This is a genomic window from Neptuniibacter sp. 1_MG-2023 (assembly GCF_030547185.1).
In the GTDB taxonomy this organism is placed as follows: domain Bacteria; phylum Pseudomonadota; class Gammaproteobacteria; order Pseudomonadales; family Balneatricaceae; genus Neptuniibacter.
On the sequence record NZ_JAUOQR010000010.1, the window covers coordinates 37,371 to 61,601 of the forward strand.

General features: G+C 43.1%; 23 protein-coding genes. 10 read left to right on the forward strand and 13 right to left on the reverse strand.

The window, feature by feature from the left end; translation table 11 throughout:
* Nucleotides 1–15 precede the first annotated feature (15 nt).
* Nucleotides 16–888, reverse strand: a complete 873-nt coding sequence (gene hslO / locus Q4492_RS11810; RefSeq protein WP_303418145.1) for an Hsp33 family molecular chaperone HslO — start codon at nucleotides 886–888, stop codon at nucleotides 16–18.
* A 123-nt stretch (nucleotides 889–1,011) separates the two neighbouring features.
* Between hslO and Q4492_RS11815 the strand changes: the two genes are divergently transcribed.
* On the forward strand, nucleotides 1,012–1,800 hold the full coding sequence (locus tag Q4492_RS11815; protein WP_303418147.1) for a phosphatase PAP2 family protein: 789 nt from the start codon (nucleotides 1,012–1,014) through the stop codon (nucleotides 1,798–1,800).
* 66 nt (nucleotides 1,801–1,866) lie between these two features.
* Here the strand turns inward: Q4492_RS11815 and hslR are convergent, their stop codons facing one another.
* Together hslR and yrfG are read right to left on the reverse strand one after the other, a co-directional pair.
* On the reverse strand, nucleotides 1,867–2,274 hold the full coding sequence (gene hslR / locus Q4492_RS11820; RefSeq protein ID WP_303418149.1) for a ribosome-associated heat shock protein Hsp15: 408 nt from the start codon (nucleotides 2,272–2,274) through the stop codon (nucleotides 1,867–1,869).
* A gap of 11 nt (nucleotides 2,275–2,285) precedes the next feature.
* The gene (gene yrfG / locus Q4492_RS11825) at nucleotides 2,286–2,939 is read right to left on the reverse strand and encodes a GMP/IMP nucleotidase (RefSeq protein ID WP_303418151.1); all 654 of its coding nucleotides are present in this window, start codon (nucleotides 2,937–2,939) and stop codon (nucleotides 2,286–2,288) included.
* A 32-nt stretch (nucleotides 2,940–2,971) separates the two neighbouring features.
* Between yrfG and nudE the strand changes: the two genes are divergently transcribed.
* Nucleotides 2,972–3,532 (forward strand): ADP compounds hydrolase NudE, encoded by a 561-nt coding sequence (nudE, locus tag Q4492_RS11830; protein ID WP_303418153.1) that lies wholly within the window; start codon nucleotides 2,972–2,974, stop codon nucleotides 3,530–3,532.
* Nucleotides 3,533–3,586: 54 nt separating this feature from the next.
* Entirely contained in the window at nucleotides 3,587–4,420 is an 834-nt protein-coding gene (gene cysQ / locus Q4492_RS11835) for a 3'(2'),5'-bisphosphate nucleotidase CysQ (RefSeq protein ID WP_303418156.1), read from the forward strand.
* Between the two features lie 137 nt (nucleotides 4,421–4,557).
* On the opposite strand, the gene Q4492_RS11840 is transcribed toward cysQ, so the two are convergent.
* Nucleotides 4,558–4,839, reverse strand: coding sequence for a hypothetical protein (locus Q4492_RS11840; RefSeq protein ID WP_303418158.1), 282 nt, complete (start codon nucleotides 4,837–4,839; stop codon nucleotides 4,558–4,560).
* A 290-nt stretch (nucleotides 4,840–5,129) separates the two neighbouring features.
* On the opposite strand from Q4492_RS11840, the gene Q4492_RS11845 reads away from it, so the two are divergent.
* Nucleotides 5,130–5,711 carry a superoxide dismutase gene (locus tag Q4492_RS11845; protein WP_067863030.1) on the forward strand — a complete coding sequence of 194 codons (582 nt, stop codon included), beginning with the start codon at nucleotides 5,130–5,132 and terminating at the stop codon, nucleotides 5,709–5,711.
* A gap of 90 nt (nucleotides 5,712–5,801) precedes the next feature.
* Here the strand turns inward: Q4492_RS11845 and Q4492_RS11850 are convergent, their stop codons facing one another.
* Nucleotides 5,802–6,422 (reverse strand): arylesterase, encoded by a 621-nt coding sequence (locus Q4492_RS11850; RefSeq protein ID WP_231867924.1) that lies wholly within the window; start codon nucleotides 6,420–6,422, stop codon nucleotides 5,802–5,804.
* 11 nt (nucleotides 6,423–6,433) lie between these two features.
* Here Q4492_RS11850 and Q4492_RS11855 point away from each other — a divergent pair, with 11 nt between their 5' ends.
* Nucleotides 6,434–7,123: an ABC transporter ATP-binding protein gene (locus Q4492_RS11855; protein ID WP_303418163.1), complete on the forward strand. Its 690-nt coding sequence runs from the start codon at nucleotides 6,434–6,436 to the stop codon at nucleotides 7,121–7,123.
* Nucleotides 7,120–9,612 (forward strand): ABC transporter permease, encoded by a 2,493-nt coding sequence (locus Q4492_RS11860; RefSeq protein ID WP_303418164.1) that lies wholly within the window; start codon nucleotides 7,120–7,122, stop codon nucleotides 9,610–9,612. Before Q4492_RS11855 ends, Q4492_RS11860 begins: the two co-directional genes overlap by 4 nt.
* An 81-nt stretch (nucleotides 9,613–9,693) precedes the next feature.
* On the opposite strand, the gene Q4492_RS11865 is transcribed toward Q4492_RS11860, so the two are convergent.
* Complete coding sequence (locus tag Q4492_RS11865; RefSeq protein WP_303418165.1) at nucleotides 9,694–12,423, reverse strand: DUF748 domain-containing protein; 2,730 nt, start codon at nucleotides 12,421–12,423, stop codon at nucleotides 9,694–9,696.
* 414 nt (nucleotides 12,424–12,837) lie between these two features.
* Here Q4492_RS11865 and Q4492_RS11870 point away from each other — a divergent pair, with 414 nt between their 5' ends.
* Together Q4492_RS11870 and Q4492_RS11875 are read left to right on the forward strand one after the other, a co-directional pair.
* Nucleotides 12,838–12,960: a hypothetical protein gene (locus tag Q4492_RS11870; RefSeq protein ID WP_303418166.1), complete on the forward strand. Its 123-nt coding sequence runs from the start codon at nucleotides 12,838–12,840 to the stop codon at nucleotides 12,958–12,960.
* Between the two features lie 259 nt (nucleotides 12,961–13,219).
* Nucleotides 13,220–13,510 (forward strand): hypothetical protein, encoded by a 291-nt coding sequence (locus Q4492_RS11875; protein WP_303418167.1) that lies wholly within the window; start codon nucleotides 13,220–13,222, stop codon nucleotides 13,508–13,510.
* 62 nt (nucleotides 13,511–13,572) lie between these two features.
* On the opposite strand, the gene rpiA is transcribed toward Q4492_RS11875, so the two are convergent.
* A complete protein-coding gene (rpiA, locus tag Q4492_RS11880) occupies nucleotides 13,573–14,244 on the reverse strand; it encodes a ribose-5-phosphate isomerase RpiA (RefSeq protein ID WP_067863047.1) in 672 nt (223 codons plus the stop codon).
* Nucleotides 14,245–14,406: 162 nt separating this feature from the next.
* Here rpiA and ilvA point away from each other — a divergent pair, with 162 nt between their 5' ends.
* The gene (gene ilvA, locus Q4492_RS11885) at nucleotides 14,407–15,924 is read left to right on the forward strand and encodes a threonine ammonia-lyase, biosynthetic (protein ID WP_303418169.1); all 1,518 of its coding nucleotides are present in this window, start codon (nucleotides 14,407–14,409) and stop codon (nucleotides 15,922–15,924) included.
* A 14-nt stretch (nucleotides 15,925–15,938) separates the two neighbouring features.
* Here the strand turns inward: ilvA and Q4492_RS11890 are convergent, their stop codons facing one another.
* The 5 genes from Q4492_RS11890 to Q4492_RS11910 all read right to left on the reverse strand — a co-directional run bounded on the left by Q4492_RS11890 (nucleotide 15,939) and on the right by Q4492_RS11910 (nucleotide 20,710).
* Nucleotides 15,939–16,874, reverse strand: a complete 936-nt coding sequence (locus Q4492_RS11890; protein ID WP_303418171.1) for an RluA family pseudouridine synthase — start codon at nucleotides 16,872–16,874, stop codon at nucleotides 15,939–15,941.
* Between the two features lie 8 nt (nucleotides 16,875–16,882).
* On the reverse strand, nucleotides 16,883–17,383 hold the full coding sequence (locus tag Q4492_RS11895) for a hypothetical protein (protein ID WP_303418174.1): 501 nt from the start codon (nucleotides 17,381–17,383) through the stop codon (nucleotides 16,883–16,885).
* Nucleotides 17,384–17,573: 190 nt separating this feature from the next.
* A complete protein-coding gene (locus tag Q4492_RS11900) occupies nucleotides 17,574–18,971 on the reverse strand; it encodes a TRAP transporter large permease (protein WP_303418176.1) in 1,398 nt (465 codons plus the stop codon).
* Entirely contained in the window at nucleotides 18,971–19,552 is a 582-nt protein-coding gene (locus Q4492_RS11905) for a TRAP transporter small permease (protein ID WP_303418178.1), read from the reverse strand. Before Q4492_RS11905 ends, Q4492_RS11900 begins: the two co-directional genes overlap by 1 nt.
* Before the next feature lie 174 nt (nucleotides 19,553–19,726).
* Entirely contained in the window at nucleotides 19,727–20,710 is a 984-nt protein-coding gene (locus Q4492_RS11910) for a TRAP transporter substrate-binding protein (protein WP_303418179.1), read from the reverse strand.
* A 428-nt stretch (nucleotides 20,711–21,138) separates the two neighbouring features.
* Here Q4492_RS11910 and Q4492_RS11915 point away from each other — a divergent pair, with 428 nt between their 5' ends.
* Nucleotides 21,139–22,749, forward strand: a complete 1,611-nt coding sequence (locus tag Q4492_RS11915; RefSeq protein WP_303418181.1) for a methyl-accepting chemotaxis protein — start codon at nucleotides 21,139–21,141, stop codon at nucleotides 22,747–22,749.
* A 115-nt stretch (nucleotides 22,750–22,864) separates the two neighbouring features.
* Here the strand turns inward: Q4492_RS11915 and Q4492_RS11920 are convergent, their stop codons facing one another.
* Nucleotides 22,865–24,229, reverse strand: a complete 1,365-nt coding sequence (locus Q4492_RS11920; RefSeq protein ID WP_303418183.1) for a sigma-54 dependent transcriptional regulator — start codon at nucleotides 24,227–24,229, stop codon at nucleotides 22,865–22,867.
* Nucleotides 24,230–24,231: the final 2 nt, after the last annotated feature.

Below are 24,231 nucleotides of genomic sequence, written 5' to 3' on the forward strand. Positions count from 1 at the left end.
CTAAGGACGACATAATTAATGTACATTTTGTGAATTATCTGTCGTCCCTGCTTCAGAAAATAGCGCCTCAACATCAGTTTGATCAAAGATGTAATGGTGATTACAAAACTGACAACTCACATCAATACACCCCTCTTCCTCGATCAATGATAACAAATCAGCCTTACCCACCAGCTTCAAAGAACTTAAACTCCGCTCTCTTGAACAAGTACACTTAAACTGCACACTGTCTGGTTCATAAAGCCGACATGTTTCTTCATGAAACAAACGGTATAGCAAGGTTTCGTTATCCAACTCAAGTAATTCGATACTTTTCAAAGTAGAAGCTAAAAAACTGATACGCTCCCAATCATCTTGACCTGAACCTTCCGCCGGTAGAACTTGCAACATTAAGCCTGCCGCTGTCTCGCCATCGGAAGCCAACTGCACATAAGTAGGTAACTGCTCAGAACTGACGAAATAACTCTCTAGGCATTTTGCCAAGTTCTCACCATCTAAAGGCACTACACCCTGATAACGTTGCCCATTTTCTGGTTCAATCGTTAACACTACCTGACCTTGAGGCAACAATTCAGTAAAAGTCGCATTATCAGGAACATCCCCTTCCAAGCGGGCAATCGCTCTAACATCACGATGCTGATTAGTTTCAGCCATCAAAAGACGCACATTCCCCTGCCCTTGGGCTTGAAGGATTAGACGGCCTTCAAACTTCAGATTAGAACTAAGCAAGCTAACGGCAGCCAACATCTCACCTAGCACCTGCTTTATAACTGGAGGGTAGTTGTGGTTTTCAAAACAGTCACTACAGGTTTTCTTTAAACCTGAAACGACACCTCTTATATCCAGCTCATCAAACATAATGCGTTGGATCTGATCAGGATTGCTCATATAAATAAAATCTATTCACTTGTTCGGAATAAACTTGAACACCTAAATTGATATTCAAGACAGGGAACTTATTTTATCATACCCTCCCTACTATTCGAGCCGACTACAGACACAAATATAACAATGACAAATATTAGCGTTTTTAATACTCAGTGGAATTTCAAAGCCCTAATCATAAGCCACCTGCTGGCCGCGCTTTGGCTAGGTTTTTTCCTAACGGATACAGGTTTTGCTTTCTGGCGAAGCATTGATCAAAACATCTTTTTTCTATTGAACGGTACTTTAGCTGAAGATAATGGCTGGACACGCTTCTGGGCTTGGGCCAATGTTCGTATCTTCGATATTATTCCACTCCTCATTATTTTAGTTAGTGTTACTTTCCCTGGTATGGGGATAAAGCGCGATCGGCTACAGCAAAGCTTTATTGGCTTTGTTCTCTTACTGGTATTGATGTTTCCTATACGCGAATCCGTTTACGAATATGCACGAGCTATAGATTTAAGCGGTAACAGCCCTTCATTAATGCTTGAACCTGCGTTTAGATTTAGTCAGATTGTGCCTGATATACCAGCCAAAGACTCTGCAGGTCATAGCTTCCCTGGGGATCACGCTGCAGTGGTATTAACATGGGCGGGATATATTATATTGAATGCGAGAAATGCACTTTCAATAGGCGCGTTACTTTTAGCCCTATTATTTATGTTGCCCCGTATAGTGGGCGGTGCTCACTGGGCCAGCGATAATTTGGTAGGGGGCGCTTTCTCGGCAGCCATTACATTGAGCTGGGCATTTTGCACGCCACTTATGCACTACTTAACACTCGGCGCACATAAGCTATTAAGCCCTTTGATTCGTTTGTTTGGAAAAATCCCACTACTGAATCAATTACCCATTCTAAAACAACCCAATTAAAGCGCATGCTGAATGCGTTAGTCGTCCTCTAAAAGAACGTCACGGCTAACGCAGTAATTCCAAGTACTACTTATCAAAAATACCGCGCCCTTCATCTTTAAAAGATATGATCTGGCGACGTTCTTTCTTATTAGGGCGATTTCGCGGATTCAAACCACTTCCCATAGCCTTACGTTGGGCTGCATTTTCTTCCCGCTTTTTAATACTCGCTTCGGTTTCTTTATAAAGCTTTTGCGCATCAGGAGCGCCTCCTCGACGATCAGACAGCTCCACAACAACGATCTCTTTTTCATCGAAGCCTTGGCGAATCGTTAAGGTGGCCCCCACCTCAACATGACGACTACACTTAGTTCGCTGCCCGTTATAGTGTACTTTGCCACCATCAATCATCTGCTTAGCAACTGCTCTGGTTTTATAAAACCTAGCGGCCCATAGCCATTTATCTAAACGAACCTTATCTTCAGGCTGTGTCATTCTCTTCCGTTCTATTTCGGTGTAATTTCATTGAAATGATCGATTGCAGAAAAACCATCGATCTCTCTTTTTGGCTGCTGACTATCCGGCTGAAAGATTGAGAGCAGATAGCGAATTCCATATTCACGAGCACTTTCAAGTACCGCAAAACTATCATCCACCAGCAACGTTCGATCTTTATTAAACGGCTCTACCTCTTGTAGTCTATCCCAAAAACCAAATGTTTCCTTAGCCAAGCCAAAATCATGTGAGCAGATCACATGATCAACCAATTGGTCTAAATTGGTTGTTTCAGCTTTAAGAGATAAACTATCCTGATGAGCGTTAGTCACTATGACAGTACGGATACCCTGCTGCTTTAAAGACAAAAGGAAGTCCTGCACATGGGGTCTGAAAGCTATCTTTTGTGCCACCTCTTTTTTTAATTCGGCAACAGGTACATTAAGTTCTCGCGTCCAAAAATCTAAGCAATACCAATTGAGCGAGCCCAGCTCCTCTATGATACGCTCATGAAGCCACTGACGAGCTTCTTCTATCTCCATGGAGTGTATCTGCGCATAGCGTAAAGGGAGATGCTCAAGCCAAAAAAACGTGTCAAAGTGTAGGTCAAGAAGCGTGCCGTCCATATCTAACAACACGGTATCGATATTTTGCCAATCAAACATTACTCAGGCCATTTGTAGGAGGAAACTTCAGTATGCCGATTAAACCTGAGATTTTAAAGATTACGAACACGGCCAACAGCCGATTATTTAAGATAGAAGAGATTGAGCTCCGTTTTTCCAATGGAGCAGAACGCATTTATGAGCGTCTAGCCAATCGAGGCCATGGTGCGGTTATGATCATCCCCATCACAAATAACAATGAAGTATTACTGATCCGAGAGTATGCGGTCGGCATAGAGGATTACACTTTAACCCTACCTAAAGGCTTAATTGATCCCGGTGAAGATGAACATACAGCTGCAGATCGAGAGCTAAAAGAGGAGGCAGGCTTCGGTAGTAATCGCTTACATACACTGAAAGTCATGTCCTCTGCACCAAACTACATGGGTCATACTGTCACCGCCGTTGTAGCACAGGATCTCTATCCATGTAGATTAGAAGGCGACGAACCTGAAGAGATGGAAGTTGTCTGCTGGCCACTAGATAAGCTAGAGCAATTAATTGAAGATCCTGACTTTACCGAAGCACGCGCAATAGCCGCTTTATATATGGTTAGAGACTTTTTGACTAAACAATCGACAAAAGGCGACTAATATAAATACAGAGATAGGTCTATGCTGGTCTTATAACTAGAAGAAAGGGCCATAATGATGAATCATCAAAAACTCATCAAATCGCTTCTCCCTCTATGTGAGCAGGCGGGCGCAGCGATCATGCAAGTCTATAAACATAAAGACTTTGCAATTGATACTAAGCAGGATCAATCCCCCGTGACCTCCGCAGACCTTGCAGCGCATGAAATCATCCAGCAAGGACTACTTGCTCTTACCCCCGATATTCCACAGTTGAGCGAGGAAGGTAAAACCGTTTCCTTTGAACAACGCCAGCAATGGGATAGGTTTTGGTGTATAGACCCATTGGACGGCACTAAAGAATTCATTCAAGGTAACGATGAGTTCACTGTCAATATTGCGCTCATTGAAAACAATAAACCTGTGCTTGGCATCATCTATGTTCCTGTATCAAAAACCTGTTACTGGGGCAGCACACAGCTACAAGCGAAAAAGCAAATAGATGGCCAACATTCTGTTCATATTCGTAGCCGACCACTTGGACAAGAGCTAGTGATCACAGCCAGCCGTAGGCATGGTCAGGACAATAATGACAGACTACTCAAACAGCTATACAAGCATTTTAGACATGTACACAATCACGCGATGGGAAGTTCTTTGAAGATGTGCCTTATTGCTGAAGGTGTCGCAGACTTTTATCCCCGATTATATCCAACGTCCGAATGGGATACCGCCGCTGCCCAAGCCATCGTTGAAGCCGCTGGCGGGCGTTTAGTTAATGCGACTAACTTGCAGCCTCTTGCCTACAATGAGCAGGAATCATTGGAGAACCCTTTCTTTTACGTGTGTGGCGACCCACAGTTTCCACTCGAAGAGATCACTCTACGTGATAAAACAATGTCGATCTAAACCTTAGATATACACTAGATCGTGCTTGGAGGTAGGCAGGAATATGCATTTATCCGCATATTCCTGTCCATAGGACTTCACTCGTAGCGAGACCTAGGCTTAACCTCACTCAAAAAAGAAAGCTTTTTACTTAAAAATTATTCTGCAGCACAAGCAATTGAGCCACTGTTGACCACTTCTTCAACCTTCAGTTTGAAATCTGGATCGCTAAGCTGATTAGACATGATCAATTTCACTTCGTTATCACTAAAATGCTTATGAACATATTTTGCCAAACAATCACAACGCTCCTCTGTTGCTCCCTCCCCTTGCATGCACCCCTCTTTAAAAGGCTCAAAAGTGTCAGAGGTTAAAAACTGTGTTTTAACAGCCAAAATACCCAATGCAACAAACGCAATCCAAATAAGAACTTTATACATTGTTAAATAATCACTTTTTTATCGTTATATAAAATAAAACAGCCGTCATTCTAGGGCTAATAAGCAACAGTTTCAGCAAACTTTAGTCGCAGGACAACCCTGAGCATCGACATTTGATAGCAAATGAACGATTAAACACACTTTTTGTACCATGAAATATAGAGTATTGAGTGCTATCATTCACCCGAATTAGTTTTTACTGGCTGCCATATCATAGTGAGAGTACTAAAATGATGAGCAGCTGCCTGATAATCTGTCTAAATATAGACTGACAAAATAAGGTGACACTTATGAGCTTTGAACTTCCGCCGCTACCTTATGCTAAGGATGCTCTGGAACCACACATTTCTGCAGAAACTCTGGACTTCCACCACGGCAAGCACCACAACACATACGTTGTTAAGCTAAACGGCCTTGTTCCAGGTACTGAATTTGAAGGCAAAACGCTAGAAGAGATCATCACTTCTGCGCCTGCTGGCGGCGTATTCAACAACGCAGCACAGATCTGGAACCACACATTCTACTGGAACTGCCTAGCACCAAATGCAGGTGGCGAACCAACAGGCGCTATTGCAGATGCAATTAACGCTAAATGGGGTTCTTTCGCTGCGTTCCAAGAAGCACTTAACGACAAAGCCGTTAACAACTTCGGCTCTAGCTGGACTTGGTTAGTTAAAAACGCTGACGGTTCTCTAGAAATCGTTAACACTAGCAATGCTGGCTGCCCACTTACAACAGGTCAGACACCTTTGCTGACTGTTGACCTTTGGGAACATGCTTACTACATCGATTACCGTAACGTTCGTCCTGATTACCTAAAAGGTTTCTGGGCGCTGGTTAATTGGGATTTCGTAAACGCAAACTTCGCATAAGTTTTCGTTTTACTATAAAAAAGGCACCTAAGTTAGGTGCCTTTTTTTGCCGTAGCTCATCGCTCTATGAATAACTAAACACTGAAAGCCCTAATCTATATTTTCCAATAAAGCTTCAAGGTGAGGCCAAACAGTCTCTAACAAGTAAGGCTGCCCCTTAGCATTAGGGTGAATGCCATCAGCCTGCATACGTTCTGGCACAAGCGCAACCTGCTCCATAAAAAAGGGAACGAACACAGCGCCTGTCTCGTCTGCAATATCAGGATAGATCTCTCTAAACGCTTCCGTATATGCAGCACCATAATTAGCTGGTAGTTGAATACCCAACAGGACAACATCCGCTTCAGCATCTTCAACCATATCGATCAGCCGCAGTAGATTGTTACGAATAGCAAAAGGTGGTGTACCCCTTAAGCCGTCATTACCGCCCAATTCAATAATAACAATATCTGCATCAATCTTTTGCAATAGCAATTTGAGACGCGCTATTCCATTTTGCGTAGTATCTCCACTAACACTGGCATTAATAACATCTAATGCATAGCCTTCACGCTGTATACGTTGCTCTAAAAGATGCACCCAACCTTGTTCTGGTTTCATGTTGTGTGCAGAGGATAAACTATCCCCTAAAACAACAAGGGAACCTGCACTAGCCGGTAACGTCAAAGCAAAATGACCTAGAATGAAAAGTAGTGAAAGTAGAATTCGCACAGGGACACCTAATGAATCACAAAAAAGACACAGTTATCAGTGCTCAGCATCTCGCAAAACAGTTTAAGACTCAAGCAGGGAATTTAGAGTTATTTAAAGATCTTAATCTCGACATTCAGCGAGGAGAAACGGTAGCTATTATTGGTCCATCAGGTACAGGGAAATCATCCTTGCTGGCTATCTTAGCGGGATTAGATCAGCCCAGCGCAGGCTCGATACTGCTCAATGATACAAATCTAGAACATTTAAGCGACAAAGAGCGCGCCGAATTTCGTAACCAACATATTAGTTTTGTTTTCCAAGCCTTCCATCTACTACCCGATTTAACTGCATTACAAAATGTCATGCTCCCATTACAGATACGCAACAGTAGAAATGCAGAACAGGAAGCTACCCGTTGGTTAGAAAAAGTGGAATTAGGGGCTCGTCTACATCACAAACCCGCTGAGCTGTCCGGGGGTGAACAACAGCGCGTTGCTATTGCCCGTAGCTTTGCTACACAACCGACTCTATTATTTGCAGATGAGCCTACAGGCAACTTAGATGAGCAAACTGGAGAGCAAATTATCCAGCAGCTATTCTCATTAAATACAGAACAAAATACGACGCTGATTTTAATCACCCATGACCCCTCCCTCGCTAAACGTTGCCAACGGGCTTTACGATTACACAATGGCGAGCTAACTGAGATAAGTCTATGAGTGCAACAACACCTATTAAATTAGCCGCCCAACAAAGTATAAGCTGTCTTAAACTCAGCGAATGGCGCTCCCTAATTATCGCATTAGTCTTAGCCATTACTATCGCAAGCCTAATGGCTGTTTTAGGCGAACGTATTGAACGGACATTACTGCGCCAAGGTAGCGATATATTAGGCGCAGATCTCATTCTTAGTAGTAGCCGCGAGCTTACGGATAACTCAGCGCTTGTCGCCGAAGAAATGGGAATAACGTCAAGTGAAGTCGTTCAACTCGGTACTATGGCCAGTAGCGGGGGAAACTTTTTATTAGTCACTATACGCGCACTTCAAAACACTTACCCCCGTGGCACAATCGTTCTAGACCCTCCCCTAGATAGCGAAATACCCAATCTAGGAGAGGCTTGGGCTGAGCAAAGTGCATTAGATCGGCTAAATCTTAAACTAGGCGATCAAGTCACTTTAGGGAGCACTGCTTTTACTATCAGCGCCGTTATTAAATCAGCGCCCGACCGCGGGCGAGGTTTTATTAGCTTTAACCCGCAATTAATCATTAACCGGCAACAATTAGAGCAAACAGGCTTACTTGGCCCCGGCGCTAGATTAAGATATAGCCAACTTTTCGCGGGTACACCTGAGCAGATTAGCGCGCTAGAACAAAGCTTAGAACAACACCTAAAAACCGGCGAGAAGCTCACCTCTATAGCCTCGGAAGAGGGTCAGCAGAATAGCGCTCTAAGCAAAGCATCCTCCTACCTACGACTCGGGGCTCTCTTTGCACTGCTGATCTCGGCAATGACCATTTTTCTCAGCCTTCGGCGCTTTACTCAGAGTCAATACAAACGTGCAGCATTACTAAAAACCTTAGGCGTAAGCGACCATCAAATACTGCTGCTGTATATCACACAGTTCATCTTCGCTTGGGCCTTATGCTCTATAGCGGGAGTCTCCCTTGCACTCCTATTAGAAAATCTAGGTCTGACCCTTTTACAAGGTGTTCTTCCTCAACCAGTTCCAGCAGCGTCCTCTTTTACCTATTTATCGGGCCCCTTGCTGGGGATAAGCATCTTGCTATGCTTAGGTCTGCCCTCCCTCTTTAAGCTACAAAAAAGTAATCCACTGCAACTTATTCAAGATCAAACGGCCTCGCTTAGCTGGGGGAGCAAGCTGCCTTACCTGATCGCTATTGGCCTACTGATCATTTCGACCACTTGGTATCTCAACAATATTCTATTAACAATCAGCTTAATTCTTTGCTTGCTCCTAATTGGAGGGCTCCTTGGTAGCTTTGGTGCTTATATCAGCAAACAGATTATCAAGAAATTGGCTCCTCACCATCCTATGGGGAATTTGCTTCTTAGCCGTGTGCAACAGCAGCAGCGCTGGTATAGAGTACAGATCCCCGTGATCTGTCTATTATTCTCCCTGCTAAGTATTAACCTTATCGCTTTAAACGATTTACTCAGTCGTTGGCAGGATCAACTGCCAGAAGACACCCCTAATCATTTTTTAATTAACATTCAGGAGTGGGAGAAGGACGACCTACAAGTATTGTTACAGCAAAATAAGATTGATAATCCGCTGTGGCCTATCTATCGCGGCCGTTTAAACAGTATTAATGATCTGCCGCTGTCAGAAGCCCTAACAAAAAAACAGCAAGATCACCCCTCACTTAATCGCGAGCTCAATTTAACCTCTACCGCTACGATGCCCGCCCACAACACCTTAATAAAAGGGCAATGGGACACCCAGACTAAAGCAGCTGAGACACAGGATACTCAACCAGCCTCTGTTTCCATAGAGGAGAAAATCGCCTCGGAGTTAGGACTAAAATTAGGCGACATTGTCGGTTTTAATATTGGGGGAATCGAACGTAAGGCTGAAGTCCAAAGCATACGTAGAGTTCAATGGGATTCATTCCAGCCCAACTTCTATTTTATCTTCTCTCCAGGGCTGCTAGAAGATCTATCCGCCAGCTATTTAACCAGCTTTCATTTAGGCAAAGATGACGCTTCAGTTAGCCGACAGCTAATGGAAACCTTTCCAACCTTAACGCTAATTGATGTACGGCAAATACTGGAACAACTGCAACACCTGCTGACTCGGTTATCAATGCTATCAAGTTTATTAATGCTACTGACGACAAGTGCAGGACTCATACTACTGTATGTCACGCTTACCCAAGAGCTTGAACAGCGCCGCTATGAAAATGCACTTTTACAAACACTCGGTGCAAGCCAGCAGCAATGTAGGCAACTTGATCGTATGGAGATGGGATTAATTGGTTTAATTAGTGGATTTTTAGCGGTGGTTATTACCGAAGTCAGCTTATGGCCAATTCATCAACAACTCTTAAAACTTGATCCAGTCCTGCATCCTTACCTGTGGATAAGTTTGCCTCTATTGAGCTGTGCACTGTTTATGCTGATTAGCAAACTGAGTCATCGTCAACAAAGCTTAGCCAAAAGTTACAACACTCTGATCAGTCGCTAAGTCAGTAACCTGTTAGTTTTTATCACAGCCCCACAGTTCAAATACCTAACTATTTGAACTGTGGGGCGCTTACTCTAAGCTTTATAAGCCTAAAGTTACTTGTGGCTTCTCTTTAGTTTGCAGATCAACTTTAGGGTAACAGCTAAACAGGCGCTCTATATCAACCCCCTGTTTACCTGAAAGCTCGCTCTTAACCGCATCGCTACGCTCCTGCGCTAAAGCTTGCAAAGCGGGTTCTAACTCAAGTAACAAGATCTCCTCATCTACAGGCTTATCCCGTTCTTTATTCTCAGCCTGTAACTGCTCCCATATTGCAGGCTTATCCGCAATAACAGCTAAACCGCAAATATTCATACGCATCCCTTTACGCTCATTCATCATCTCAGCCAATTTAGCCATATAAAGTTTTGATTCGGATGATAGCGTCGTTTGCGCAGGGGAGAAAAAGACAGGCTGCAGCTTAATAAATGAACCTTTATCTTGAGCATCCATCACCATCTGGCTAATAGAAATCAACGCGCCAAAAGGTTGAAGTGCTTTAGTTAGATAACCCATAGCTGCATTTTTAAGCCCTTTTCCTGCCAGCTTATTAATAACCGTCTGATAACCAAATTTAGGATCATCCAAAGAGCCATCTAAAGGTATTTGTAGATCAATATTATTATCATTATCTTGAAGAATCATGATGGCGGTGCCTAAAGGCATAGATACTTTTTTATCGAACTCTCCGCTACGTTTATTGTTACGTGCTTCCACCTCAAGCTTGTTTAGACGGATATCTGAATCTCCATCTAACTTCCGATCTTTAATTGAGCCTTTAGTGGTCAATGTTAGTTGACCACTTTGTAAATAATAACCGGTATATTCTAACGAATAAGGGCTAACTTCTGGTAACTCAAGCCCTTTAATCACCGCATCCCAATGACCACCGTAATTGCCACTAAAGAGCTCCATCGCCCCTTTTGCAGTAATCGTAGAAAACTTGCTTTTGGCTGCTAACTCAAAACTCGTTTCACCTTTCGACCCTGTATCTAAAGACCGCAGATTAATTTTGCTAATATCAAGTTTTGTTTTAAAAGCGGGTTTTACACCCTGATCAACAACACTGACCTGATTGTTGCCGGAGAGTAATACTTGATTAAGTTTAACGCGAAAAGGTTTGCCACCCGCTGCTGTACTTTTAGACTCGGAATCCCCTTTGCTTGATGGGACATGAGCCAACAACCAATCTAGATCCGACAAGCTACGCGTAGACGTTAAATGTAAGCGGGTTTGACTATCATTTAAAAGGAGCTGATTAATACTAAGGGTCTGTAATTGGTTTAGCTGGATTTTTTTCGCACGAATACCCTTCCACTGAGTGAACACCCCTCCATCCCCAGCCACTTTTAACTGTTCAGTGTTCAGTTCAGCTAATGTCATCTGATCTAAACCCTGTAAAGAAGCTGACGCCAGAGTTAACCCTTTTACTGAAACAAGCGAGTCACCGGATACTGATAGGTCAACATCTGTTACATCCAGTTTAGGTACAGATAGTTGCAACTCAGGTAAGTTTTCAGCTTCAGATCCAAGTTTATGCTGCAATGATGCCGATGCTAGCGCGACACCTTTAATCGAGATCAAAGCATCTGCCGCAGATAAACCAACATCCGTTAAATTTAAGCTGGGTACAGACACTTTCCAAACATCCATATCTGCTGTTTCAGCACTGGCAGTAAGATCTAGAGCATCTATATTTACAGCCTGATCCGCTTGCGAAAGCTTTAATTTACTCAGGTTAAGGGCTAAATCAGAGACGTTAAGTTGTTTTAAACCCTGCAGGTTAATCGCTGAATTTAACTGCAGGTCATCTAATGACAACTGACTTCCAGCCTGAGTTAAATTTACCCCTTTAAGTGCTAGTTTTCCCTTAGTATTTAAGGACTTTAATTCGCTTTTCAGTAACGCCAGATTAACGCTACCGCTCCACGTTAAACTTTGCTCATTGATCTTTAAATCGTCTTGCTCAAAGGCGAGGTTACGTACCCGTATAGAGCCATTCTGCACAACATTAGTTAAATGGCTGCCTATATTACTCTGCGCTTTAATATTTAAATCAAGGTCTATATGGGCACGAAGTGTCGGTAAAAAGACCCCTGTAACACTGTGCAATGGGAAGTTTTCTAATTTAACTTTAAGCTCTGAGCTCTTCTCTTCAGGTAAAGGTAAAGAACTAGAAGAGAGAGTTATTGGTGCATTGTTTAACTTACCATCTAGATCAATAGAAACGAGCTGATTCTGATCCCATAGATAAAAGTCAGCAACACGACCCGTGTTTAATTGCAGCTGATGCTTCTGACCTGCTATATCAGCAGACCACTTAATATCACTTAAGTGCAATTCAGCTAAACCAAAGCTCCAATTAGATGGTTCATCATCGGTTTCCTCTTCAGGCTCTGCAGGACTATCGCTCTGCGTTAATCCATTAAGATCAATAGGGCCCAACCACAGACTTTCACCCTGCTCACGAAGACCTAGATTAATACCCATTAGCTCAACAGCCGTTAATACTATCTTTTCATCTTTTAATTGCGAGTAATCTAAATCAACGCTGAGCTGATCAACCACTAACGCCGGTTTATCTGGCGCTGATGCTTTAAGTCCATCAATAAGGATATGACCGGTAAACCAGTTAACTTTAATTGCCTTTAATTCCGCTTGCTCTGCGCCATTATTTAACAACCAAACAACAACCTGATCTCTAACAAGATAAGGCACACTGTGAAACAGTAAAGCAAGAGTAACAATGGAGATAAGAAAGAAACGCAACATAATTATTTTTCACTCATTAATCTAACGCTAGTCTATTCATCATAATAGAATTTTATGAATAGGAGCCTAACGTTCTATAAAAAAATCAATATATTAATCACTAACAGATCAGATCTTGTCAGCTAACGCAAAGACCTTACAAAAAGTAATGATATAGCACCACTATTAAGTGCTAATACACCAATATAAATAACCTATTAAATTTTAAACAATCCTGTTAAAATCCCGCGCAATTGGCGAATCTACAGACCACCAAGACAGTTCTATGCACATTAACACGGTTTTAGCCGTTCTCTACACCCTGCCAAAAGAGGCCCTTAAGGGCTCAGGCTTAAAATGGGTTGAAGTAATCTCTATTGATTTACTTCACAGAACAGGCTGGCATCGTTATATCTTAAATTAGGGGTGACTATCATGGCAGAACATAACGAAGATTTCCGCGACTCCTCTGGCTTCTCTTGGATCATTATTAACTTAATAGCTATGGCTTGGGTTACTATGCCAGCAAGCATTGCTATTAGCCGAATGACGTTCTAAGCATTATAAGCAACTGATAAAAAAGCATTAGGCTGCTTTTAAGAAAGCAGCCTAATATTCCCGCCTTCGCTTATATATCCTTCTAAGCTCCACAGCTCTCTGTATGCCCTTAGTATCTCAACACTAAAAGAGACGGATAGTTTGCTTAAAAGCAGCCAACAGTAAGTCCTATTTAACCTCACCGTAATAAAATCTTAATATCATCTGTAACCGGTTTATCGACCTTAACTATAGATTGAACCGAGCACTTTGGAGCCCCATGGAAAATATAACCCCTATTGCCATTTTACTGAGTTACTGGCTGACCATTGGCCTATTGGCAAAATGGTGCGTAAAAAAAGAACAACCAACTTACGTTGCTTTTGCCATAGGAGCGATTACCTGCGTTATCAGTGCGGGGCTAGTCTTAGGCATATCAAGCATCTATCACGAAAAACTGATGCTGATAAATAACAGCCTAGCAATGACCCTATTTCTTTTTGCAGGACTTGCGATTATGGGTGGTTGGCGCTGTACCGATAGAGTAAAAAAGGCAAGCCGATCAGAATAAGTTATCCATAACAAAAAGCCCCGCAGATGCGAGGCTTTGAGCTATATAAGAGTGCCAGCGAGTTATAGAGTAATTGTCTCTACACCCGTCTCTGTGCCCATCAAGACGACATCAGCACCACGATTCGCAAACAACCCGTTGGTCACTACGCCAACAATGTTATTTAGCTGCGTCTCTAGTTCTTTGGCATGCATAATTTCCATATCATGGACATCCAAAATCAAGTTACCGTTATCAGTAACAAAACCTTCCCGCCACTCAGGCATACCATCTAATTTCACGATTTCACGTGCCACATAAGAACGCGCCATAGGGATAACTTCTACCGGCAACGGAAAAGCACCGAGCACTCCCACCTTCTTCGTACCATCAACAATACAAACAAACTCTTTCGCCACAGCAGCAACAATCTTCTCGCGAGTTAATGCGCCACCACCACCTTTAACAAGGTTTAAACCGGAGTCAAATTCATCCGCACCATCAACATAAACGTCCATTTCAGAAACAGAATTAAGATCAAACACCTCAATACCATGTCCTTTTAGGCGTTCAGCTGTCGCTTCTGAGCTTGCAACAGCGCCATCAAACATATGCTTTATTTCAGCGAGTGCATCAATAAAGAAATTTGCAGTAGAGCCTGTACCTACACCAACAATACTCTCTTTGCTTAGTTTAGGTTTGATGTATTCTACAGCAGCATCGGCAACTGCTTTTTTCATCTCATCCTGCGTCATGATTGGCACCTGTGCTTAACGGGCAGTTAAAACACCCGTATTTGCTAATAAATGTTAATTTCTGCGTAAATTATACGCTGCATCGCCTCCATCGTGTAGACGCAATACCGCTTTGCCTTTACCATTTCTACCCTATTTGGTTTTTCAGATGAAGTTACCCCTATGCCAGACCGTTATATAAAGAAAATTTTAGAAGCCCGCGTCTACGATGTAGCTATAGAAACCCCATTGGATGAAGCCAAAGGGCTCTCTGAACGTCTGGAAAATCGAATTCTACTTAAGCGTGAAGATAAGCAACCCGTTTTCTCATTTAAGATTCGTGGCGCTTACAACAAAATGGCCCAGCTCTCTGAGAAACAAAAAGCATGCGGTGTTGTTGCCGCCTCCGCGGGCAATCATGCGCAAGGCTTGGCAATGTCAGCTAAATACCTCGGTGTTAAAGCAACCATCGTCATGCCAAAAACCACACCCGACGTAAAAGTAAATAATGTACGTCGCTTAGGTGGCAAAGTAGTTCTGCACGGAGATGCATACGACGATGCGGCCAGCTATGCCCAGAAACTCGTCAAAGAGAAGGGAATGACCTACGTCCATCCTTTTGATGACCCTGATGTGATCGCGGGCCAAGGCACCGTGGCAATGGAGATTCTGCGTCAAGAATCAGGCCCTATAGATGCGATCTTTGTTCCTGTAGGCGGGGGCGGTTTAATCGCAGGTATCGCTGCCTACGTTAAGTACCTTCGCCCCGAGACTAAAGTGATCGGTGTCGAATCAGAAGATTCCGCGTGCCTAAAAGCCGCACTAGATGCAGGTAAGCGAGTGACCCTCGACCAAGTGGGCATTTTTGCTGACGGCGTTGCTGTTGCCATCATTGGTGAAAATACCTTTGAGGTTGCCAAAAAGTATGTCGATGAAGTAATCACTGTATCGACCGATGAAATTTGCGCAGCGATTAAAGATATCTATGATGACACCCGCTCTATCTGCGAGCCGGCAGGCGCCTTAGGTGTCGCGGGTATGAAGAAATATGTTAACCGAGAGCAATGTTCAGATAAAACACTGATCGCTATAGATTCTGGTGCGAATGTTAACTTTGATCGTTTACGTCATATTGCAGAACGTTCTGAACTGGGCGAAAAACGTGAGGCGATTATTGCCGCCCGTATCCCTGAGCAAGCAGGAAGTTTTAAAAAGTTCTGTTCAGCCTTAGGTAAACGTAATATCACCGAATTCAACTACCGCTATAGCGATGATAGCAATGCGATTGTTTTCGCAGGAGTGCAGCTAACACCCAACAGCAATGACCGTACTGAACTCCTCACTGAGCTCCGTGAGCAAGCTTATGAAGTTGAAGATCTAACAGATAACGAGATCGCCAAACTCCACGTTCGTTATATGGTCGGTGGGCACTCACCTGACAGCCTTAATGACGAGGTTATTTATCGATTTGAGTTCCCGGAACGTCCTGGAGCACTGATGAATTTCCTTAGCAAACTAGGCGGTAAATGGAATATATCCATGTTCCATTACCGTAACCATGGCGCAGCTTACGGACGCGTCTTAGTTGGCATGCAAGTACCCAACGCTGAACGCGACCAAGTGGGTAAATTCCTATCTAAAATTGGTTACAACTACTGGGAAGAAACGGACAACACTGCTTACAAACTATTCCTTGGCTAAATCAGGAGAATTAACTACAGGTGCGAATAGGCATCTGTAGTAATTTCCACCTTTTCGTCTGGTAGTGACAGAACAACCTTAACCGCTTCTAATCGCTGATAGGGACTGCTTAGACATTGATAATCCAATGCTGAAAGCCCCTCTGTTAATCGCTGAAGATAATACCGCCCTTGATGAGCATATATTTTATCACCCAAAATGGGATGACCTAAGTAGGCTAATTGAGCTCTAATTTGATGTTTACGCCCAGTACATAATTCACACTCAATCAGCGTATAGCCTGCTTTACGCTGCAGCACTGTAAATATTGTCTTACTGTATTTAGGCTTTTTAAAAAAATCAGCACTATCTGGTTCAACAACGTATACCTGACTACGAATTAAGCTACCCTCTTTTTCTGATAACTCACACTCAAACCGATGAACATCCCAGCTTGGTTCACCACTTACCCACGCATGATAAATTTTTTTTAGCATCAACTGATTAAGTTTAGGCTTCCACTTTCGATCAGCAGCCCGATCTTTAGCAAGCAGAATCACCCCCGCTGTTTCCGTATCCAAGCGATGTAGTAATTGGCACTGATCGTAGACTGTTTCACGCCGAACCAAAGAGATAAGTGTGTGGTAAAGGTTGCGCGTGGTACGACTTACAGGTAAAAGGTGAGGCTTATAAAGAGCAAGTAGCTCTGTATTTTCCCATAGTAGTTTCCAGCGAGTATCGACAACCTCCTCCTGATGCTCTGGCAGGAAAACTGTCACCTTTTGCCCAGCATCTAAAGCTTGATTTAAAGAAGCCGGTTGATTATCAATAAGAATACGATGAGAACTAAACAGATCGGCTAACTGTGCACCGTGAGCATCAACTAAGCGGTGACGCAAAAACTGGAAAACTGAACGCTGCGCAGAAAACACCCTGAAGGTTAAGGAAAACTCATCAGATTCAGGAATCATATTTGCCGTTAAGGCATCTCAGGCGAGTGCTCAAAACTCTGCCCAAAAAAAGCTTGTAAGGTAAACAGAAATAACGATGTCACGCCCCAAACTAAACCGGTAACAACGCCTAAATCGATAATCCCTCGCCAAGGCTGTTCGAGCTGATGAACAAGAAGAACCATCCCGACAATCCCTAACGTCAAGCAATAGGTCACTATCATTCTTTTACGCACAATGGAGAAAAAGCCCATACAAAACAACGGTGCTAAGAACACTCTCAAGGGAGAGACGTTCTGAGAAAGGTATAAAATACGTGCAGCCACCCGCGGAGCCCAAGCTTTTTGGAATCCACGATAACCTTCAGCAAACCCCATAAAAGCAATACAAACGGCCATCGCCAACCAATGATACCAATTCAGCTCATATGCAAAGGTTTGCCAACCTATCGAACTTAACCGATAAATCGCACTGCCTAACAATAAACTGATGCCGGTAATACCCCACAGCGCTGCTAAATAACCTAACACCCTAGTATCTCTTTTCTGCCGTAAATAGTTTGAACGGCGGATTATACCTGTTGCAACACGAACTGCCCAATAGTGCTAAATAACAAAGTAGCACTAAACAAAAAAAACCACCGCAAGCGGTGGTTAAATGCACTAATCAACAGATTAGAAATGGGAAGTTTTAAGGGAAACCTCCCAGGGACGAGATTAATTAATAACCATTTAATTGGTCGATATATTCTGGCAGGAATAATGATATCTGAGGAACATAAGTAATCAGCATCAAGAAACCTAAGAGCAAACACAACCAAGGTAGGCACGCCTTGATAACCCATATCATGTTTTCCCCGGTTATCCCGGCTGTGACAAAGAGATTGAGCCCCACCGGCGGGGTCAGCATCCCTATCTCCATATTCACCACCATAATGATGCCTAAATGGATAGGATCGATACCCAGCTTCATAGCAATCGGGAACAAGATAGGCGCCATAATCAACAAGATTGCTGAAGGCTCCATAAAGTTACCGGCAATCAATAACAAGATATTGACTACGATGAGGAAGCCCCAAGCAGGTAAGCCCCAAGCAATAATTTGCTCAGCAATAGTATGAGGAATACGTTCTGTCGTCAGTACATGAGCAAACAGCATTGCGTTGGCAATGATAAATAGCAGCATCATTGACACTTTAGACGCATCCAGCAGCACTTTACGCACTTCTGGATCACTGATGGACTTAGGAATGGCAATAATCATCTGCACAGAGTTACGTACCGCTGCAGCAATGATATTCTCTCCCGACTTCAGCCAAGGAATGCCTTTCATAGGACCTATATCTCGGTACCCCATCACAGCAATAAAATAGCCATAAACCGCCGCAACAGCCGCAGCTTCAGTTGGCGATGCCACACCACCGTATATAGAACCTAATACGATGATAATCAGCATTAAGCCGCCTAAAGCAATCAAACCCGATTTAGCCAGCGCTTTAAAACCAGGGAAAGGCTGAGAAGGCAACCCTTTAACTCTCGCTACAATATAGATAGCGATCATCAAAATAAGACCCATCATCAAACCTGGAAGAAAGCCCGCCATAAACATGCGCGATGCAGATACTTCTGTAGCTGCAGCATAAACCAGCATCACAATCGAAGGCGGTATCAAAATACCTAAAGTACCCGCATTGGCAATAACGCCCGCAGCAAATGCTTTTGGATAGCCGGAACGCACCATGCCTGCGATACAGATAGTACCTATAGCCGCCACAGTGGCAGGCGATGAACCTGATACGGCTGCAAACAGCATACAAGCCATAACCGATGCCATCGCTAAGCCGCCTCGAATATGACCAACAGTATCAACTGCAAAGTTAATCAATCGTTTAGCAACACCACCCGTTGATAGGAAGGATGAGGACAAAATAAAGAAAGGTATAGCGAGTAATGTATAGTGTTCTGATGTCGCTTCAAATAGCTTCAACGAGATTGAAGCAAGGGAATCATTTGAAAACAACAGAATCGTTGTTACAGAAGATAAACCTAGAGCAATAGCGATCGGCATACCGATCAACATGCAACCAAAAAGCATGATAAATAGCACGGCAATAGTCATTATTTATCCCCCTCTTTAGATACTTTCTGGGGCTGCTCATCACCAAGCGCTGTCTCTTTCAGCTCTTTAGCGATCTCCATAGACTCTTCCGCTTCATCAGCAAAATGAAAACCATCCGCTTGATTAGTCACAACCTTCCAGCCTAACTGCAAGAAACGAATAATTAGCAAAACAAAACCAATGACAAGAATACTCATAGGAATCCACTTAGGTATAGGTAGATCCTCCAACTCAATTCCGATCATTTTCATCTTGCTTAGGTAGATCCAAGAACCGTAGAGAAACAGCCCGCAATAAACCAAGCATAATGCTACGGCCACTAACGTAATAAAACGGTGTGTATTTTGAGGTAATAGTTTTACGAACACATCAACGCCGATGTGTGCACCTACTTTAACGCCATAAGAGGCACCAAAAAGGACAAACCAAGCCGCAAGAAGAAGCGTTACTTCCTGCGCCCAGTGGATGCCTGCATTAAAACCAAAGCGAGCAATTACTTCAGCAAAAACAAGCAAGGTCATTGAAACTAGAAGCGCAGATAAAAAGCCCTCTTCCAGCTTAGTTACGAGATTACGTACCATAATGGCCCCCGTAGCGACTCACGTCGTTCGATTAGAATAGTTAGGTGAAACAACATTCACAGGACAACTCCAATAAATAATATTGGTCTGTCTGAAGCTCTCCTCTGAATGTGGGAGAGATAGATACCGGGTAGAAGGAGCGAGGTTCCTACCCGGTGAGAGTCCCAACTTATATTAGTTGTTAGACGCTTCGGCAGCTTTGATTAGATCGGCACCGATCTGATCTTCAAACTTTTTCCAAACTGGCTTCATCGCTTCAACCCACTGAGCGCGTTCAGCGTCAGAAAGTGTTAGCACTTCAGAGCGTTTAGAATCAATAATCTTCTGCTTATCAGAATCCGCTTTCTGAGCAGCAATAGTATTACCATGCAGAATTGCTTCATCTAGCGCTTTCTTAACTTCAACTTTCAGATTGCTATCCAAGCCCATCCAAAATTCAGCAGAAGTTACCACTAAGTAATCAAGAACACCGTGGTTCGATTCTGTGATGTACGGCTGTACTTCGAAGAATTTTTTCGAGTAGATGTTAGACCATGTATTTTCTTGGCCATCAATCGCTTTAGTCTGAAGTAATGTGAATACTTCGGAGAATGGTTTTTTCAATGGTACGGCATCAACCGCTTCAAACTGCGCCTGAAGTACATCAGATGTCATGATGCGGAACTTTTTACCTGACGCATCACCTGGTACTTGTAACGGGTTGCTTGAAGAAAGCTGTTTCATACCATTATGCAGATAACCAAGACCGACAAGGCCCTTCTTCTGCAAAGCGTTCAATAATTTCTGGCCTTCTGGACCGTTCTGAAATTTCTCTACCGCTGCCATATCTTTAAATAGGAACGGAAGGTCAAAAATCTGAAGCGTTTTAGTGTACTTCTGGAATTTAGATAGTGAAGGCGCAGCCATCTGCACATCACCTAACAACATAGCTTCAAGTACTTTGTTATCACCAAAAAGCTGAGAGTTAGGGAATACTTTTACTTCAACCTTACCAGCAAGACGCTCATCAATAAGTTCTTTAAACTTAATTGCCATCTGGCCTTTAGGTGTGTTTTCAGCAACTACGTGTGAGAACTTAATCTCTACTGGAGCAGCGGAAACCGCTTGTGCTCCAAAAGTTAAAGCTAGGGTAGTGACTGCAGCAGTCAGTAAACGCATGTGAAATCTCCTGTTATGGGACTTTTATTTATCGTTTTTGTTTTTAAATTCAGCGCTATTCCGCTTTTTTTTACGCAGACTTGTCTGAATCTATACACCCAATACAGCAAAAAGAAGGCCAACTCAGGTAAAAAAGCATATCTCTAAGCTGGAGAACCCATAGTTACTAATATAAATAGATAATCTACGGTTTACCGAAAGCGCTACTCTTACGCCAAAAGTGGCGGATAATCACACATTCAAACAAATTTTAAGGCGGATACTGACCCTTTTTGTGAAACAATGGGGGGCGCAAAACCTTTTCCTATAGTTGTTTGATCTGCATCTATCTTATTGAGCTATAAGCGGTATACGAAAATATCACTTCACCTTAGTATAAATATGCAGCTAATATGATCCCTGAACCTACGAAAAACAGGAGCTAGAGTGTGAAACTAGATGGCCTTTCAATTCAAACAAAAGTAAACCTCTCATTAGCGGCTGTTTTTCTTATTATCTTAGTCAGCTCCCTAACCGCCATCTATAGAAGTGAATCGGGACTAGTTTCAGAAGTAGTAAAAAAGAACACCAGCGATACAGCAGATTCCTATTTTGACAGTATAAATATACTGATGCTCAGCGGCGCAATGTCGAATCGTGAAACACTTCAAAAAAAGATTTTAGCCAACCCCGATGTTTTAGAAGCACGAATTATTCGCGGAGATATAGTCGCCCATGTCTATGGTCCAGGCACTGCGGATTCAAAAATTGAAGATGAGCTTGATCGTAGGGCAATGGATGGCGAACATATAGTTGAGGAGATCAATGACACGCAAGGACACCGCCTCACTATTATTACTCCCATGAAAGCCCTACCTGATTACAAAGGGACCAATTGCTTACTCTGCCATCAAACGGAAGAGGGTAATGTTTTAGGTGCAGTACGCGTAACCTATTCTTTTGAAAATTTAGACAACACCATTCGTAGCAATCTAATTAGCGTTGCCGTCACAGAACTAGTGCTCTTCATTGGCGGGCTCATCCTTATCAGTTTACTTTTGGGTCACCTGGTTATCCGCCCTGTACGCAAAATGGGTGACACTATTAATACCATCCATAAAGATTCTAACCTTAAGCTCAGAATCGAGGTCAACTCCAAAGATGAGATAGGCACGATGTCTAACTCTCTAAATGTCATGCTGGAAGATTTCCACGGTAGTTTAAGCAAAGTAAGTTCCACCGTTCACCAACTAAGTACATCAAGCACCTCGATTAATGATATTGCCGACTTAGCGAATAGCGCAGTTCATAGCCAACAGGTACAAACCGATGCGGTTGCGGTTGCAATGGAACAGATGGAAATATCCACCCAAAATGTAGATACGAATGCCAGCAACACAGTTTCAGCTTCTGATATGGCATTAAAACAAAGCCAAGAAGGCACCCTCATCACAGAGCAGGCACTGAATGCTATCGAGCAGCTAAAAAATAATATTGATCGAGCTCTCGAAGTTATCAATAAACTTGACCAACAAAGCCAAAGTGTCGGCACTGTTCTTGAGGTAATTCAAAAAATAGCAGAGCAAACCAACCTCCTCGCACTTAACGCCGCAATCGAAGCAGCACGCGCTGGTGAGCAAGGTCGTGGCTTCTCCGTAGTTGCAGATGAAGTGCGTACTTTAGCCAGTAAAACGCGCTCCTCCACGGAAGAGATCAATACCATTATCGAAGAACTGCAAGAAAATGCTAAAGACGCAGTAACGGTCATGGATCAAGCACATATTAGCGCTGAGGCGGGTGTCACAAAAGTACAAGAGACCTCTGTGGCTCTTACAAAGATCTCTGACGAGGTACGTAGGATCAACGATATGAACCATATGGTTTCATCTTCAGCAAAAGAGCAAACAGTGATGACGTCTAGCGTAGATACAAGCGTCCAAGAGATTGCTCGAACAGCTGCACAAACCTCATCCCGTGCAGGAAAACTAAATCAAGTGGCCCATGAACTGAATACTTTAGCTGGGCAGCTCGAATCTATGGTGCAAAAATTTAAACTTTAAAAATCCTACAAACCAAAAAGCCCCTAAATCTAAATGTTATAGGGGCTTTTTAGTATATGGGATCTCATAAGAGCAATCTAAGTCAGTACAAACAACTTAGTTTCACCTATTCGAGCTATTTAAAATCTTTCTTATCTAGGCCATATTTCTTCATTTTGTCGTACAGTGTTTTTCTTGGTAGGCCTAAACTGATTAATGTTTCTTTGATAGACCCTCCACAACGAGATAACTCAGCTTGGATCAACATACGTTCAAATTGATCTACTTTATCAGGCAAGGTCATATGGTTGCTTGCGTTAACATCAGTAATCGGCCTATTTTCAAAATCGAATGAACAGCTCTCCCCCAGTAATACATAGCGTTCAGCCAAATTACGCAACTCACGCACATTACCGGGCCAATCATGCATCATTAAACTATGCATCCGTTCAGGGGATAATAAAGGTACCTCTCGGCCATATTGAGAAGATGCGATTAAGGCAAAGTGTTGAAATAACATGCCAACATCATCTCTACGCTCACGTAAGGCTGGAATATCAACCCGCACTACATTTAAGCGATAATACAGATCCTCTCTAAATTCACCTCGCTCCGCCGCTTCCTTTAAGTCCACTTTAGTGGCCGCGATTACACGCAGATCCAGAGGGATAATCTCATTCGCGCCTAAGCGCTCTATCGACCTATCTTCCAATACCCGCAATAACTTAATCTGTAAAGTCATCGGCATGCTCTCTATCTCATCGAGAAATAGAGTACCTTCATTGGCATATTCAAATTTTCCGATCCGTCGAGCCTTGGCATCGGTAAACGCCCCTTTCTCATGCCCAAAAAGCTCAGACTCAATTAAGTTTTCAGGGACGGCTCCACAGTTAATCGCAACAAAATTTTTATCACTCCGATGGCTATGCTCATGGATATAGCGCGCGAGCAGATCTTTCCCTGTACCTGTTTCACCTAAAATCAAAATATCAGCAGGGGTATCCGCGATGGTATGCACTAAGTTTCGTACTTGGGCGATAGGTCCTGTTTTACCAATAATCCGAGGACCCGGTACACTTTGCGCTTCGAGTTCCTGCTTTAAACGACGGTTTTCAATAATAAGATGGCGCTTTTCTATAGCTCGACGCACCACATCAAGCAACAGCTCAGAGGAAAAAGGTTTTTCTATAAAGTCATAAGCACCATCGCGCATAGCACTAACGGCCATAGATATATCACCATGCCCAGTAATCAAAATAACGGGCAGCGTGGCATCTAAAGCCACCACTTGCTTCATCAAATCTAAACCATCTATACCGGGTAGATTGATATCGGTAATTAAAATCCCTGGCCAATCAGATGTAATAATACTCAACGCTTGCTCGGCTGTTTCTAGCGTCGTAACGTCATACCCTCCAAGCTCTAAAGCCTGCCCCGCTGCCAAACGGATATGCTTCTCATCATCAACAAGAATAATGGGCAGGGGACTCTGATCACTCATAT

What these genes read in the sequence shown, in the direction of transcription:
- Q4492_RS11875 (WP_303418167.1), top strand. Translation starts at nt 13,220, where the DNA reads ATGGAAAATATAACCCCTATTGCCATTTTACTGAGTTACTGGCTGACC.
- Q4492_RS11900 (WP_303418176.1), bottom strand. Translation starts at nt 18,971, where the DNA reads ATGACTATTGCCGTGCTATTTATCATGCTTTTTGGTTGCATGTTGATC.
- rpiA (WP_067863047.1), bottom strand. Translation starts at nt 14,244, where the DNA reads ATGACGCAGGATGAGATGAAAAAAGCAGTTGCCGATGCTGCTGTAGAA.
- cysQ (WP_303418156.1), top strand. Translation starts at nt 3,587, where the DNA reads ATGATGAATCATCAAAAACTCATCAAATCGCTTCTCCCTCTATGTGAG.
- hslR (WP_303418149.1), bottom strand. Translation starts at nt 2,274, where the DNA reads ATGACACAGCCTGAAGATAAGGTTCGTTTAGATAAATGGCTATGGGCC.
- Q4492_RS11815 (WP_303418147.1), top strand. Translation starts at nt 1,012, where the DNA reads ATGACAAATATTAGCGTTTTTAATACTCAGTGGAATTTCAAAGCCCTA.
- Q4492_RS11865 (WP_303418165.1), bottom strand. Translation starts at nt 12,423, where the DNA reads ATGTTGCGTTTCTTTCTTATCTCCATTGTTACTCTTGCTTTACTGTTT.
- hslO (WP_303418145.1), bottom strand. Translation starts at nt 888, where the DNA reads ATGAGCAATCCTGATCAGATCCAACGCATTATGTTTGATGAGCTGGAT.
- Q4492_RS11890 (WP_303418171.1), bottom strand. Translation starts at nt 16,874, where the DNA reads ATGATTCCTGAATCTGATGAGTTTTCCTTAACCTTCAGGGTGTTTTCT.
- Q4492_RS11920 (WP_303418183.1), bottom strand. Translation starts at nt 24,229, where the DNA reads ATGAGTGATCAGAGTCCCCTGCCCATTATTCTTGTTGATGATGAGAAG.
- Q4492_RS11855 (WP_303418163.1), top strand. Translation starts at nt 6,434, where the DNA reads ATGAATCACAAAAAAGACACAGTTATCAGTGCTCAGCATCTCGCAAAA.
- nudE (WP_303418153.1), top strand. Translation starts at nt 2,972, where the DNA reads ATGCCGATTAAACCTGAGATTTTAAAGATTACGAACACGGCCAACAGC.
- Q4492_RS11870 (WP_303418166.1), top strand. Translation starts at nt 12,838, where the DNA reads ATGGCAGAACATAACGAAGATTTCCGCGACTCCTCTGGCTTCTCTTGG.
- Q4492_RS11910 (WP_303418179.1), bottom strand. Translation starts at nt 20,710, where the DNA reads ATGCGTTTACTGACTGCTGCAGTCACTACCCTAGCTTTAACTTTTGGA.
- Q4492_RS11845 (WP_067863030.1), top strand. Translation starts at nt 5,130, where the DNA reads ATGAGCTTTGAACTTCCGCCGCTACCTTATGCTAAGGATGCTCTGGAA.
- Q4492_RS11840 (WP_303418158.1), bottom strand. Translation starts at nt 4,839, where the DNA reads ATGTATAAAGTTCTTATTTGGATTGCGTTTGTTGCATTGGGTATTTTG.
- Q4492_RS11905 (WP_303418178.1), bottom strand. Translation starts at nt 19,552, where the DNA reads ATGGTACGTAATCTCGTAACTAAGCTGGAAGAGGGCTTTTTATCTGCG.
- Q4492_RS11860 (WP_303418164.1), top strand. Translation starts at nt 7,120, where the DNA reads ATGAGTGCAACAACACCTATTAAATTAGCCGCCCAACAAAGTATAAGC.
- ilvA (WP_303418169.1), top strand. Translation starts at nt 14,407, where the DNA reads ATGCCAGACCGTTATATAAAGAAAATTTTAGAAGCCCGCGTCTACGAT.
- yrfG (WP_303418151.1), bottom strand. Translation starts at nt 2,939, where the DNA reads ATGTTTGATTGGCAAAATATCGATACCGTGTTGTTAGATATGGACGGC.